The 14,027-nt window shown below is 68.8% G+C and carries 11 protein-coding genes; 2 read left to right on the top strand and 9 right to left on the bottom strand.

Annotated features, from left to right (window positions below):
• Positions 1 to 28 precede the first annotated feature (28 nt).
• From LV75_RS20525 to LV75_RS20555, 7 genes are all read right to left on the bottom strand, one after another.
• Entirely contained in the window at positions 29 to 1,027 is a 999-nt protein-coding gene (locus LV75_RS20525; protein WP_253888596.1) for an ABC transporter ATP-binding protein, read from the bottom strand.
• Positions 1,020 to 2,054, bottom strand: a complete 1,035-nt coding sequence (locus LV75_RS20530) for an ABC transporter ATP-binding protein (RefSeq protein ID WP_253888597.1) — start codon at positions 2,052 to 2,054, stop codon at positions 1,020 to 1,022. The genes LV75_RS20525 and LV75_RS20530 overlap by 8 nt, the downstream gene beginning before the upstream one ends.
• A gap of 4 nt (positions 2,055 to 2,058) precedes the next feature.
• Positions 2,059 to 3,012: an ABC transporter permease gene (locus LV75_RS20535; RefSeq protein WP_253888598.1), complete on the bottom strand. Its 954-nt coding sequence runs from the start codon at positions 3,010 to 3,012 to the stop codon at positions 2,059 to 2,061.
• A complete protein-coding gene (locus tag LV75_RS20540) occupies positions 3,005 to 3,934 on the bottom strand; it encodes an ABC transporter permease (protein WP_253888599.1) in 930 nt (309 codons plus the stop codon). Before LV75_RS20540 ends, LV75_RS20535 begins: the two co-directional genes overlap by 8 nt.
• A 75-nt stretch (positions 3,935 to 4,009) precedes the next feature.
• On the bottom strand, positions 4,010 to 5,680 hold the full coding sequence (locus LV75_RS20545) for a peptide ABC transporter substrate-binding protein (protein ID WP_253888601.1): 1,671 nt from the start codon (positions 5,678 to 5,680) through the stop codon (positions 4,010 to 4,012).
• Positions 5,681 to 5,957: 277 nt separating this feature from the next.
• Positions 5,958 to 6,929, bottom strand: a complete 972-nt coding sequence (locus LV75_RS20550) for a Ppx/GppA phosphatase family protein (RefSeq protein ID WP_253888602.1) — start codon at positions 6,927 to 6,929, stop codon at positions 5,958 to 5,960.
• A 1,524-nt stretch (positions 6,930 to 8,453) separates the two neighbouring features.
• Positions 8,454 to 9,689, bottom strand: coding sequence for a lytic transglycosylase domain-containing protein (locus LV75_RS20555; protein WP_253888603.1), 1,236 nt, complete (start codon positions 9,687 to 9,689; stop codon positions 8,454 to 8,456).
• Between the two features lie 264 nt (positions 9,690 to 9,953).
• Between LV75_RS20555 and LV75_RS20560 the strand changes: the two genes are divergently transcribed.
• Positions 9,954 to 11,582 carry an acyl-CoA dehydrogenase family protein gene (locus LV75_RS20560; RefSeq protein ID WP_253888604.1) on the top strand — a complete coding sequence of 543 codons (1,629 nt, stop codon included), beginning with the start codon at positions 9,954 to 9,956 and terminating at the stop codon, positions 11,580 to 11,582.
• A 233-nt stretch (positions 11,583 to 11,815) separates the two neighbouring features.
• Here LV75_RS20560 and LV75_RS20565 read toward each other — a convergent pair whose 3' ends face one another.
• Both LV75_RS20565 and LV75_RS20570 read right to left on the bottom strand, forming a co-directional pair.
• Entirely contained in the window at positions 11,816 to 12,070 is a 255-nt protein-coding gene (locus LV75_RS20565) for a hypothetical protein (protein WP_204450334.1), read from the bottom strand.
• 97 nt (positions 12,071 to 12,167) lie between these two features.
• Complete coding sequence (locus LV75_RS20570; RefSeq protein ID WP_253888606.1) at positions 12,168 to 12,554, bottom strand: tetratricopeptide repeat protein; 387 nt, start codon at positions 12,552 to 12,554, stop codon at positions 12,168 to 12,170.
• A 156-nt stretch (positions 12,555 to 12,710) separates the two neighbouring features.
• Between LV75_RS20570 and eno the strand changes: the two genes are divergently transcribed.
• The gene (gene eno / locus LV75_RS20575) at positions 12,711 to 13,997 is read left to right on the top strand and encodes a phosphopyruvate hydratase (protein ID WP_253888607.1); all 1,287 of its coding nucleotides are present in this window, start codon (positions 12,711 to 12,713) and stop codon (positions 13,995 to 13,997) included.
• Positions 13,998 to 14,027: the final 30 nt, after the last annotated feature.

Genomic DNA, 14,027 nt, shown 5'->3' on the forward strand with positions numbered 1-14,027 from the left:
GTGAGCACCCCTGAGATCTGCCCCCGACTCAGGGAACGACCGACTTCTCCTCGGCGAAGTGGCAGGCGCTGGGGTGGTTGGCGACTCGGGTGACCAGCTTCGGCTCCTCCGTCGCGCAGATGTCCTGCGCCTTCCAGCACCGGGTGCGGAACCGGCAACCCGACGGCGGGTCGACCGGGCTGGGGACGTCGCCCTCCAGCCGGATCACCTGCCGGTGGTCGCGCAGCTCCGGGTCCGGCACCGGCACCGCCGAGAGCAACGCCTGGGTGTACGGGTGGGTCGGGTGCTCGTAGATCTCCTCCTCGGTCCCGACCTCCACCATCTTGCCCAGGTACATCACGGCGACCCGGTCGGACAGGTGGCGGACCACCGACAGGTCGTGGGCGATGAACACGTACGACAGGCCGAACTCCGTCTGCAGGTCCCCGAGCAGGTTCATCACCTGGGCCTGGATCGACACGTCGAGCGCGGACACCGGCTCGTCGCAGACGATCACCTTGGGCCGCAGCGCGAGCGCGCGGGCGATGCCGATGCGCTGGCGCTGGCCGCCGGAGAACTGGTGCGGGTAGCGGTTGATGTGCTCGGGGTTGAGCCCGACCACGTCCAGCAGCTCCCGCACCTTCTTCGCCCGCGAGGCCTTCGGCGCCACCTCGGGGTGGATCTCGAAGGGCTCGCCGATGATGTCGCCGACGGTCATCCTCGGGTTGAGCGAGGTGTACGGGTCCTGCAGCACGATCTGGATGTCGCGGCGCAGCTTGCGCAGCTCGCCGCCCTTCATCTTCAGGATGTCGCGACCCTCGAAGGTGGCGGTGCCGCTGGTCGGCGGCTCCAGGCGCATCAGCACCTGGGCCAGGGTCGACTTGCCGCAGCCGGACTCGCCGACGACGCCGAGGGTCTCGCCGCGCTTGAGGTCGAAGGAGACCCCGTCGACCGCCCTGACGTGCCCGACGGTGCGCTTGAACAGCACGCCGACCCGCACCGGGAAGTGCTTGACCAGGTCGCGGACCTCGATGATGTTGTCAGTCACCGCTGATCAGCTCCTCGGCGAAGTGGCAGGCGCTGAGCCGACCGGGGGCGAGGCGGTGCTGCGGCGGGACCTCGGTCTTGCAGATGTCCTGCACGCGCGGGCACCTCGGGTTGAACGGACAGCCCTTCGGGATGTTGAGCAGGCTGGGCGGCAACCCCTTGATGGTGGTCAGCTCGGTTCCCTTGAGGTCGAGCCGGGGCAGCGAGTCGAGCAGGCCCTGGGTGTAGGGGTGGCCGGGCTTGCGGTAGAGGTCGCGGGCGTGCGACTGCTCCACGATGCGCCCGGCGTACATGACCGCGATCCGGTCGGCGACCTCGGCGACGACGCCGAGGTCGTGGGTGATCAGGATCAGGCCCATGTTCCGCTCGACCTGGATGTCCTTGAGCAGGTCCATGATCTGGGCCTGCACGGTGACGTCGAGTGCGGTGGTCGGCTCGTCGGCGATGAGCATCTCCGGGTCGAGCGCCAGCGACATCGCGATCATCGCGCGCTGCCGCATGCCGCCGGAGAACTCGTGCGGGTACTGGCGCACCCGGCCCTTGGCGTTGGGGATCTTGACCTGCTCGAGCAGCTCGACCGCGCGCTTGCGGGCGTCGCGGCGGGACATGCCCTTGCGCAGCCGCAGCTGCTCCTCGATCTGGAAGCCCACGGTGAAAACCGGGTTGAGCGCCGAGAGCGCGTCCTGGAAGATCATGGCGATGCCCGAGCCGCGCACCTCCCGCCGCCGCTTCGGTGAGGCCTTGAGCAGGTTCTCGCCGTGGAACCGGATCTCGCCGCCGGTGATGACACCGGGCGGCATGTCCAGGATGCCCATGACGGTCTGCGCGGTCACCGACTTGCCGGAGCCGGACTCGCCGAGCACGGCGAGCGTCTCGCCCGGCTCGACCCGGTAGCTGACGCCGTTGAGCACCTTGGCGACACCGTCGCGCGTGCGGAACTCGACGAACAGGTTGTCGACCTCGAGCAGCGGGGCGCCCGGCACCGGGGCGGTTCCTTCGAAGTCCACTTCGGACTGTGTGGTGGTCATGGCGCTACCTCGCCTTGGGGTCCAGCGCTTCGCGCACGGCGTCGCCGAGCATCACGAAGGCGAGCACGGTCGCGGTCAGGAACGCGGCTGGGAACAGCAGGCTGTGCGGGGCTACCCGGATCACGTCGCGCGAGTCGGAGATCATCACGCCCCAGGACACGACCGGCGCGCGCAGGCCGATGCCCAGGAACGACAGCGTCGCCTCCGCGCCGATGAACGCGCCGAGCGCGATGGTCGCGTAGACCAGCACCGGGGCCACGGCGTTGGGCAGCATGTGCCGCAGGATGATCCGCGAGGTGCTCGCGCCCAGGGCGCGGGCCGCCTTGACGTAGTCCTGCTGCTTGGCCGCGATGGCCGCCGACCGCATGATCCGCATGCACACCGGCCAGGACAGGATCGAGATCGAGAGCACCACCAGCAGGATGATCTGGGTCGGGCTCGTGTCGCCGCTGGAGCGGAAGCTGGACAGGATGACGATGGCGCCCAGGACGAACGGCAGGCCGAAGAACACGTCGGCGATGCGCGACATGAGCCCGTCGAGCCAGCCGCCGTAGTAGCCGGCGAGCAGGCCGAAGGTCGAGCCGATCAGCACGGTGAGCAGGGTCGCCGCCACACCGACGATGATCGAGGCCCGGCTCCCGTAGATCGTACGGGAGAACAGGTCGTAGCCCTGGTTGTCGTAGCCGAACCAGGCGGCCCCGGAGGGCCCTTCGCGGCTCTTGCTCAGCTCGGCGTAGTTCGGGTCCACCGAGGTGAACAGGCTCGGCCAGAACGACATGAGCAGCACGAGCAGGATCAGGGCCGCGGACACCAGGAACAGCGGCCGCCTGCGCAGGTCGTGCCAGGCGTCGGAGGCGAGGCTGCGGGGCTTGTTGCCCTTGACCTCGGCGTGCTCGGCGGCGGTGACGAACTCCTCCGGAGCGGTCGTCACCGCGCTCGCGGTGCTCGGGTCAGTCATAGCGGATCCTTGGGTCGAGGACGGCATAGAGCAGGTCCACCAGCAAGTTCGACAACAGGTAGACCATCACCAGCAGCGTGACGACGCCGGTGACCGTTACCCCTTCCTTGCCGAGGATGCCGTCGTAGACGAGGCTGCCGATGCCTTTGATGTCGAAGATGCCCTCGGTGACGATGGCGCCGCCCATGAGGGCGCCCAGGTCGGTACCGAGGAACGTCACCACGGGGATGGCGGAGTTGCGCAGCAGGTGCACGCCGACCACGCGCCGCTGGCGCAGGCCCTTGGCGGTCGCCGTGCGGACGTAGTCCGCGCGCTTGTTCTCCGCGATGGAGGTCCGGGTCAACCTGGTCACGTAGGCCATGGACAGGCTGCCGAGGACGAATCCGGGCACGATGAGGTGCTCCCACGGCGCTGGTGACGCCGAGACCGTGGTCTTGATCCACTTGAGCTCGAACCCGAGCGTGATCTGCAGGACGAACCCGGTGACGAACACCGGCAGCGAGATCAGGAACAGGGTGGACACCAGCACGAGGTTGTCCAGGAACCCGCGGCCGCGCAGACCGGTGAGCACGCCAGCGGCCAGGCCGATGACGGCCTCGATGGCGAGCGCGACGAGGGCGAGGCGGATGGTGTTCGGGTAGGCCTCGCCGATGAGCTCACCGACGTCGAGGCCGCGGAAGGTCTCGCCGAAGTTGCCCTGCAGGACGTTGAGCATGTACTTGCCGTACTGCACGACCAGCGGGTCGTCGAAGTTGAACTTCTCGACCATGGCCGCGACGTAGGAGTCGGGGCAGGGGCGGTCGCCGCACTTGCCGGAGAACGGGTCCCCGGGCAGGCTCCAGACCAGCCAGTAGATCAGGAAGGTGGTCCCGATGAACACCGGGATCAGCTGTAGCAGTCGTCGGAGGACGTAGCGTCCCATTGTCTCTCCCAACCTGACTCCGGGCCGGGGGCGCGGGATCGCCGCACCCCCGGCCCGGAGTGGAACTGGTGCGAACTACTTCTTCTTGACCGTCACGTTGGTCAGGTCCAGTTCACGCAGCGAGGTGAGGCGGGCACCGTCGAGCCGCTCGGACCAGCCGTACTGGGCGGTCTGGTTCCACAGCGGGATGACCGGGAAGTCCTCGGCCAGGATGCGCTCGCCCTCCTGGTACAGCTTGTTCGCCTCGTCGACGCTGGGCGCCGAGTCCGCGCGACCCAGGATCTCGTCGAGCTTGGGGTTGCTGTACTCACCGTCGTTGGAGGACGCGCCGGTGCGGTAGAGCTGGTTGAGGAAGTTCTCGATCGACGGGTAGTCGGCGATCCAGCCGGTGCGGAAGATCGCGTTCATCTGCCGAGCGTTGATCTTCTGCCGAGTCTCGGCGAAGGTCGGGATGGGCTCGTAGAGGCACTCGATGCCCAGCGCGTTCTTGATGCTGTTGCAGGTCGCGGTCATCCAGTCCTTGTGCCCACCGTCAGCGTTGGTGGAGAACTTGACGGTGCCCTTGAAGCCGGACTTGGCCAGGTACTCCTTGGCCTTCTCCGGGTTGTAGGTGCACAGGTCGCCGCACTGGCCCTTGGCGTAGCCGGGGACAGCCGGGTTGACCCAGCCGTCGGCCGGGATGCGGGTGCCGTCGAAGATCTTGTCGACGATCTCCTGGCGGTTGATCGCCAGCGACAGCGCCTTGCGCAGGTCGACGTTGGCGTACGTCGGGTCGTAGTACGGGAAGGTCAGGGTCTGGTTGCCCATGTACGGGGTCGACCCGTTGCGGCCCTCGAGGTCCTGCTTGTACTTGCCACCGGCGATGCCGGTCGGCGGGATGGTGTCCAGGAAGTCCAGGTCACCACCGACGATGGCGGTGTAGGCGGCCTCGTTCGACTCGAAGATCTTGAACGTGAGGTCCTTGAACTTCGGCTTGTCGTCACCGGCGTAGTCGTCGTTGCGGGTCAGCACGATCTCGGCGTTGGGCTTGCGCGAGACGAACTTGAACGGCCCGTTGCCGACCGGCTTGGCCTCGAACGCCTTCTGGTCGCTGAAGAACGAGTCCGGCAGCGGGAAGAACGGGTTGTAGCCCAGCTTCAGCGGGAAGACCGCGAACGGGGCGTTCAGGGTGACCTCGAAGGTGGAGTCGTCGACGACCTTGAGGCCGGACATCTCCTTCGCGGTCGGCTCCGGGGCCTTCTGCGGGCCAGCGGTGCCGTCCGGGTCCTCGGTGTGCACGTCCTTGTAGCCCTGGACCTGCTCGAAGAAGCTCGCGCCCTGCTGCCCGTTGGGGCTGGCGGCGGTGAAGTTCCAGGCGTCGACGAAGTTCTTGGCCTTCACCGGGGTGCCGTCGTGGAACTTCCAGCCGGACTTCAGCTTGATCGTGTAGACCTTGGAGTCGGTCGTGTCGATCTTCTCGGCCACGGCGTTCTTCGACTCGCCGGTCACCGGGTCGTACCTGGTCAGACCGGTGAACAGGGAGCGGATGACCTTGCTGCCGCCGCTCTCGGTGGTGTTACCGGGGATGAGCGGGTTCTCCGGCTCGGTCCCGAAGGCCGACAGGGCGCCGTCCGGGTCACTGGCGCCAGTGCTGCCGCCGGTGTTGCCGTTGCTGCCGCTGTCTTCGCTGCCACCGCCACAACCCGCGATTGTGAGCGCGAGTGCAAGCGGCATCACCGATGCCGCTATCCAGCGTGGTTTGCGCATGGGTCTCCTCCCAGGCTAGTTCGACGTGCTCAGGCTTGGTACGCCAACGGCAGTCGTCGATCGCGGAGCGGAACCGCCCGCTCCGAAAGTGAGTGGAAGTTAACCGGAGGGGTGAGTCAGCAGGCGATCGACGACGTCACAAACGAGTCACAATCAGACGTAGTTCATCCGTTTGGGGGATGGTCTCATCGGAGAGTGACCGGTAACCGAACAGTTTGTCGTTGGCGGTTCTGTGTCAGGTCATTGTTGTGACTGCTATGCGATGTATTGGCGCTTGTCACCGCCGGTCATCGACCTTAGCGAGCGACAGCGCGATGCCGTCCAGAATGTCGTGCTCGCTGACCAGCAGGCTTGTGATCTCCGTCTCCAGCGCGACGCGCCTGGCCAGGGCCCTGACGACCACGGCACCACCGCCGATCACGTCCACCCGGCCGGGGTGCATGGCCCCGATGGCGGCGCGTTCGCGGTGACCCGTGGTGAGCAGGCGGGCGGTGATGGACTCGATCCCGTCGAACGGGATCCGGCTCAGGTGGATCCGGTCCGGGTCGTACTCGGACAGGCCCAGGTGGATCGCCGCCAGCGTGGTCACGGTGCCCGCCACGCCGACCCACGTGCGCGCCTTGGCCACCGGGACCTGCGCGAACGCCTCGTCGAGCACCCGCTCGGCGACGGCCTGCGCCTCGGCGACCTCGGCCGGTGTCGGCGGGTCGGACAGCAGCGCGCGCTCGGTCAGCCGGACGCACCCGACGTCCACGGATTTAGCGCCGTCGAAGCGGGCTTCGGCGCCGTCCCAGGTCCCCAGCACCAGCTCGGTCGACCCACCCCCGACATCGGCCACCAGATACGGACCGTCATCGGGGTCCAGCTCGCCGACGGCGCCCAGGAAGGACAGCTCGGCCTCCTCGGCCCCGCTGATGACCTCGGCCTCCACCCCCAGCACCGCGGCGGTCATGGCGAAGAACTCAGCCCGGTTCGCGGCGTCCCTGGTGGCCGAGGTGGCCACCATCCGCACCCGCTCGACCCCCTTGCGGCGCAGCACCCCGACGTAGTCGACCAGGGCAGCCCTGGTCCGCTCAATGGCCTCCGCCGCCAGCACCCCGGTCGCGTCAACGCCCTGGCCGAGCCGCACGACCCGCATCTCGCGGTGCAGATCCCGCAACGCGGTCGTCCCGTCGTGCCCGGTGCTCGCCTCGGCGACCAGCAGGCGGATCGAGTTCGTACCGCAGTCGATGGCAGCGACTCTGCTCATGCCCACGAGCCTATGCTTCGGTTTTTTAAAGCGTCGTGTCGGGCCCGGGTGATCAGACTTTCGTCGGGTGCATTCGCGGGGGACGCGATTCGCTCGGGGGTGGTGGATTCACCGGTTCGGGGAAGTGGGGGCACGGGGTGTCAATGGGTTGACGGGGAGTGGCGCATTTACCGTTTGCCATTTGTTGAGGATTTGAGGTTGCTTGGCGCGTTGGGGTGGTTGCTGTGCGTAGTGGGGGGCTGATTGTTGGCGGGTGGGGTTGGCGGTGGTTGTTGGCGTGAGTGGTGGTTAGTGGGGTGGTTGTTGACGGGGGCTGTTTGCGGGGTAGTTGTTCGCGGGGTGGGGGCCTTGAGGGTGGGCGGCTGGTGAGTCCGAGGGGTTGTTGACCCTGGGGCGCGGGTCGAACTCGGGTGGTGCGGGTTGTCGAGCTTGGGTGCGCGGAGTTGTCCTCGGAGCTGCCCACAAGGGCTGGTGCTGTCCACAGGGAGCGGTCGCTGCTCCCGATTTGTCGGGCCTCCTCGGTAGGCTGTATATCGGGGGCGCTTGTGGCAGATGATCTTGCGGGAGTGGTTGTGGTGGATGGGTTGTCCACAACCGATCTGAGTGTCCACAGGGCGTTGGTCGCCGCTCCCGCTGTGTCGGCGTGCGTCGGTAGGCTGTGTATTTGGGGGCTTTCGATCAGGTTGATCTTGGCGTAGGCCGGGGTTGGTGTTGCGGGGCAAGGGATTCGGTGGCTCCGGGGGTCGGCCTCGTCGCCTGGCGGCGAGCTCGGCGACCCGCATCGGACGCCTCGTTGCCTAGCGGCAACCTCGGGCCCGATCCGCGATTTTCGAGCTTTGCTCGATGCGGTGGACCTGTTTTGCGCGGGGCCCCTACGACACCCGTGGCAGAACCGCAAAGCAGGGGCCCAAAAGCAGGCCCTGCCGCTGAACGACGCTACGGCTGCCGTCCCCCCACACAAAACAGGTCCACCCCATCGAGCACTTGGCACCAGCGACTCCGACGGCCGCCGGGCTGGGTTGGCAGGGCAGCCGAGAGCGGGCTGGGCTGGCACCGGATCTTCCGAGTGTCCGGGGCTGATCAGGTGGGCTGAGGCGGACCTGACGGGGAGCGCGGGCTGGCACCGCCGGGTCCGAGTGTTCAGGGGCTGAGTGGGTGGGCTGGGCGGACCTGACGGCAGCTGAGTTGGCACCGACGGGTCCGAGTGTCCAGGGGGCTGGGCCGTGTGGGCTGACGGGTGGTTGTCCACAACGTGTTCCGTTGTCCACAGGCCCTGATCGCTGCCCCGGTTCTGTCGGGATCAGTCAATAGGCTGCATATCGGGGGCTCTTGCGGCAGATGATCTTGCGTGGGATGGGGTGGAGCTAGCGAGTTCCGGGTGTCGGGGGCTGGGTTGGCAGGTTGAGGTGGCACAAGGGTTTCCGGGTGTCCAGAAAGATGTGGTCCATTCAGGACAGTGAAGTCGGAAGAAAGAAAAACCGCCCCGCTCAAGGAGATGAGCGGGGCGGTTGTAGCTACAGCCAACTACGGCGTCGGTACCACTGAGGAGCCTGCTGCGCCGGTGGGGGTCACCGCGGGGGTGGCGGGGGCGCAGGGGTCGGGGGTGGTGGTCGTGGTGGGGGTTGGCGTGGGGGTGGTGGTGGTTGGGTCGACGCACGTGGGGGTTGTGGTCGTTGTGGTGGTGGGGTCTGGGGTGGTGGTGGTCGTGCTGGGCACGGTGGTCGTCGTCGTGGTCGTGGTGGTGGTGCTGGGGACGCTCGAGCCCGGGGGCGTGGTGGTGATCGCCGGGGGGGTGCTCGGGGGCTGCGTCGGGGCCACGCCGTCCACGGGCGGGAGGGTGCCCTGCGGGGTGGGGGTGATCGGGGCGGGGATGGCCAGCTGGTCGGTCCGGTCGACCGGGGTGCTGGGCAGGGGGGTGACGCCCTTGGCGTAGGCGTCGGCCCAGATCAGGACGGTGCGGACGTAGCTGTCGGAGTGGTTGTAGCGGAACACGGCGGTCGCGCGGTGCTGCGCGTTGGCCAGGTCCAAACCACCGGAGCACAGGTACTTGCCCGCGCCGAGGGTCGCGTCGTAGATGTTGTTCGGGTCGGTCTGGCCGTCGGCGTTGCCGTCGGAGGCGTAGCCCTTCCAGGTCGACGGGATGAACTGCATCGGGCCGACCGCGCGGTCCCACCTGGCGTCGCCGTCGTAGCGGCCGCCGTCGGTGTCGCTGATCGCCGCGAAGCCGCCGCCGTTGAGGACCGGGCCCAGGATCGGGTGCGCGGTCTTGCCGCTCGCGTCGACCTGGCCGCCGCGGGCGTGGTTGGACTCGATGCGGCCGATGCTGGCCAGCAGCGGCCAGTCGAGGTGGCAGCCGGGCGTGGTGGTCGCCATCGTCTGCGCGGCGCGCATGTAGGCCTGCAGCATGGTGCCCGGGATGCCGTTGGGCCCGCCGGGCACGGTCACCGCGGGACCGGCCGTGTACTTGAGCAGTTCAGGGGTACCCGCGAGCGCGAGGATCTGCTTGCCCAGCTCCGCGTTCTCCGGCGCCGACCCGTCCGCGCCGACCTCGCTCGGGTCGGTCAGGCCGAACAGCCCACCACCGATGCCCTTCGCCAGCGCGACCTCGCTCGCGGTGTCCGCGCCCGCCAGGTCCACCGGCTCACCAGCGGCGACGACCGGAACGAACAGCAGTGCGCCCGCCGCCGCTGCCGCACCGCGTCTGCGCTTGGACTGCTGCCGGTGCTTGCCCGCCTTCCTGCCCCCGGTCTTCAAACCCACCGTGAAACCCCGCCCCTCGGTTGTGTGCCCGCCGGCTGCCGCCGACCCCTACTCGCGTCTCCGGTCATCTACCCTGCCTCATCTCAGCCTCAGAGTCATCGTCGGCAGGCAGAACCTCGGTAAAAGGGTCCAGAAGTCGTCAGCTGCCGCCCTTACGTCCGTCCGTTGTTAACCCTGGTGCAGAAGGTTTGGTCCGCTCGACCACGTCTGGGACGTAACGCGCGGCCCTCCCGGTTGCCCCCGGCGTCCGGTTACCCTCGGGTAGTGACCGCCATCGAGCCAGCCGCGCGCCAGCTTGACCGCACCCACGACGTGGTCAACCAGACGCCCCCGTTGCATCGCCACAACCCCCTCGGGTGTGACCCGGCGCTGGTCAGCGCGGTGCGCGCGTACGGGTCGGCCGCGGTGCTCGACTCGCTGGCCGACGTCGCGGCGGAGGCCGGAGCTGAGGATTCCCGCGAACACGGACGGTTGGCCAATGAGCACCCTCCGGTGCTGCGCACGCACGACCGCTACGGCAACCGGGTGGACGAGGTCGAGTTCCACCCCTCGTGGCACTGGCTGATGTCACGCGCTGTCGCACACGGGCTGCACGCCGCGCCGTGGGCCGCGGACGCGGGCGAGCACGCGCACCTGCGCCGCGCGGCGGCTTTCACGCTGTGGTCACAGGTGGAGGCGGGCCACGGTTGCCCGATCTCCATGACCTACGCGGCCATCCCCGCGCTGCGCCACGAACCGGAGATCGCCGCGCGCTACGAGCCGGGTCTGCTGTCGTCGACCTACGACCCCGGGCTGCGGGCCCCGGAGATCAAGTCCGGGCTGCTCGCGGGGATGTCGATGACGGAGAAACAAGGCGGCTCCGACGTCCGTGTGAACTCGACCACAGCAACCCCTTCGAGCGACGGTACTTACCGCTTGGTGGGCCACAAGTGGTTCACCTCGGCGCCGATGAACGACCTGTTCTTGACCTTGGCGCAGGCGCCCGGCGGCCTCACTTGCTTTGTGCTGCCGCGGGTGCTCCCAGACGGCACCCGCAACGCACTGCGCCTGCAACGGTTGAAGGACAAGCTGGGCAACAAGTCCAATGCCTCCGCGGAGCTGGAGTACACCGGCGCCACGGGGTGGCGGGTCGGCGATGAGGGCCGCGGGGTGCGGACCATCATCGAGATGGTCACGATGACCCGGCTCGATTGCGTCCTCGGGTCCACTTCGAACATCCGCGCGGCGCTGACCGAGGCGGCCCACCACGGCGCGCACCGGTCCGCGTTCGGCGCGCTGCTGCGCGACCAACCCGCGATGACGGCCGTGCTGGCCGACCTCGCCCTGGAGTCCGAAGCCGCGACGGTGCTGTCGATCTGGCTCGCGTCCCTTGTGGACAAACCGTCCCCGGTGGCGCGGCTGGCGCTGCCCGCCGCGAAGTTCTACGTGTGCAAGCGGGCGCCGTTCGTGGTCGCCGAGGCACTGGAATGCTTGGGCGGCAACGGATACGTCGAAGAATCGGGACTACCCCGGCTTTACCGCGAAGCGCCGCTGATGTCCATCTGGGAGGGCTCCGGGAACGTGACGGCGCTGGACGTGTTGCGTGCGGTCCAGCGCGAACCGGCGGCGGTGGACGCGTTGTGGGCCGAATTGGCGACGACCGCCGGGGCCGATCGCCGGTTGGACGAAGCGGTGGCCCGGTTGCGCGACGAGCTCGCCGAGGTCGATCAGCAGCGGGCCCGCCGGATCGCCGAGCTGATCGCGTTGTGCTTGCAGGCCAGCCTGCTGCTGCGCGTGTCGCCCTGGGTCGGAGAGGCTTTCATCGCGGCGCGGCTGGCCGACCGGTCCGGCGTGCTCGGCGTGCTGCCCCGCGACGTGCCCGCGCGCGAGCTGGTGGACCGGGTGACGCCCTAGGCGCTGCCCTGCAGGTCTGGTGCGTGGGATCGGTGATCCGCGTGGTCGCTGGGCGCGCGGACGGGAAGCCGCACGTACCGGGTTGTACTTGGGCTTTCCGCCCGTGCGGCCAGGGGCCGCGCGGGCGCCGATAGCGCGTGCCTGACTTGCCGGACAGCGCCTTGCCGCTGGGCACGTGCTGCCCGCGCGGTGGTGGCCGCCGACCAGCTGAGCCGGTCGGCGGCGCGGCGGGATCAGCCGGTCAGGTGGTGCTGGGCCGCTTCTTGGATGGCTTGGCGAGCTTGCTGCAGTGCCTGGTTGAGCGCGTCGGCGTGCGACTCGGCCTGGTGCAGCAGGTTGCTGATGTTGCCCGCGGTGGAGGTGCTGCCCAGGATCGACGACACCTCGGCACCGATGTTGCTCAACTCGCTGAGGAACTGCTGGGTGGCGTTGACCGGGACGCGGTCGGCGACGCCGTTCAACCGCTGCGCTTCTTCTTGGATGCTCATCCTCCGGATTCTCCCGTCGGCCGGTATCGGGACAGGGACCGGGACATCTTCGCCGACACCGGGTGAGCACCGCCGGTGATGGCCGGAAACCGCTCGCTCAGCGGTCGCCCTCGACCGCTATCCGGGCGCTCACCTCACCGAGCGCCTCCTGGTACTCCGGCAGCGGGTTCATCGCCACCGCCATCCGCAGCTGGGTCTGCGCCTCGGTGAGCCTGCTCTGCCGCTGCAGGGTCTTGCCGAGGGCGAAGCGGGCGTAGTGGTCGGACGGGTCGAGCTCGAGGACCCGCAGGAACGCCTCCTCCGCGCGCCGCAGCTGCGCGGAGTTGAGGTAGGCCCGGCCCGCGAGCAGGTGCACGCTCGGCGCGTCCGGCTCGGCCGCCAGCACCGGGGCCAGCGCGGCCAGGGCGTCCAGCGGCCTGCGCCGCGCCACCAGTGACTCCGCGTGGCGGAACGCCGCGAACACCTCGGCAGGTTCCTGGGTCATAGTCAGATCAACTCTACGCGGGCAGGGGCGGTTGTTCGACCCCAGAACATCTCGCTCCACGATGTGAGCGATCCCCCGCTCGTGTTCGGGTCCGACCGGGCTGGAGCACCGCTAGGCTCAACCCGGAGTAGTCGAAAACGCTGTGAGGAGTACGACGTGGCTGTCATCGAGCAGGTCGGCGCGCGCGAGATCCTGGATTCGCGGGGTAACCCCACCGTCGAGGTGGAGGTCGCGCTCGACGACGGGACGCTGGCCCGCGCCGCGGTGCCCTCGGGTGCCTCCACCGGTGAGCACGAGGCCGTGGAGCTGCGCGACGGCGACCCCAACCGGTACTTCGGCAAGGGCGTGGAGAAGGCCGTCACCGCCGTGCTCGACGAGATCGGCCCCGAGCTGCAGGGCGTCGACGCGGTCGACCAGCGGATCGTGGACCAGAAGCTGGTCGACCTGGACGGCACCCCGGACAAGTCCCGCCTCGGCGCCAACGCCATCCTCGGCGTGTCGCTCGCGGTGGCCAAGGCCGCCGCCGACTCCAGCGGCCTGGAGCTGTTCCGCTACCTGGGCGGCCCGAACGCGCACGTGCTGCCGGTGCCGATGCTCAACATCCTCAACGGCGGCGCGCACGCCGACACCGATGTGGACATCCAGGAGTTCATGGTCGCCCCGATCGGCGCGGAGAGCTTCCGCGAGGCGCTGCGCTGGGGCACCGAGGTCTACCACTCGCTCAAGTCGGTGCTGAAGTCCAAGGGCCTGGCCACCGGCCTGGGCGACGAGGGCGGGTTCGCGCCGAGCCTGACGAACAACCGCGAGGCGCTCGACCTGATCCTGGTCGCCATCGAGAAGGCGGGCTTCACCGCGGGCCGCGACATCGCGCTGGCCCTCGACGTGGCCGCCACCGAGTTCCACAGCGACGGCGCCTACACCTTCGAGGGCGCGAAGAAGAGCGCCGAGCAGCTGACCGCGTACTACACCGAGCTGGTCAACGACTACCCGCTGGTGTCGATCGAGGACCCGCTGTCGGAGGACGACTGGGACGGCTGGGTCCGGCTGACCGCCGAGATCGGCGAGCGCGTGCAGCTCGTCGGCGACGACCTGTTCGTCACCAACCCGGACCGGCTCGAGGAGGGCATCGCCCGCCGCGCCGCGAACGCGCTGCTGGTGAAGGTCAACCAGATCGGCACCCTCTCGGAGACGCTGGACGCCATCACGCTGGCCACCTCGTACGGGTACCGCAGCATGATGAGCCACCGCTCCGGCGAGACCGAGGACACCACCATCGCCGACCTGGCCGTGGCCACCGGCGTCGGCCAGATCAAGACCGGCGCCCCGGCCCGCGGCGAGCGCACCGCCAAGTACAACCAGCTCCTGCGCATCGAAGAGACCCTCGGCGACGCCGCCCGCTACGCCGGTGACCTCGCCTTCCCCCGCTTCACCCCGGAGTCCTGAGGCAGATGGTCGGGCGCGGCACCGAACGAG

The organism is Actinokineospora diospyrosa, assembly GCF_024171925.1.
Classification (GTDB): Bacteria; Actinomycetota; Actinomycetes; order Mycobacteriales; family Pseudonocardiaceae; genus Actinokineospora; species Actinokineospora diospyrosa.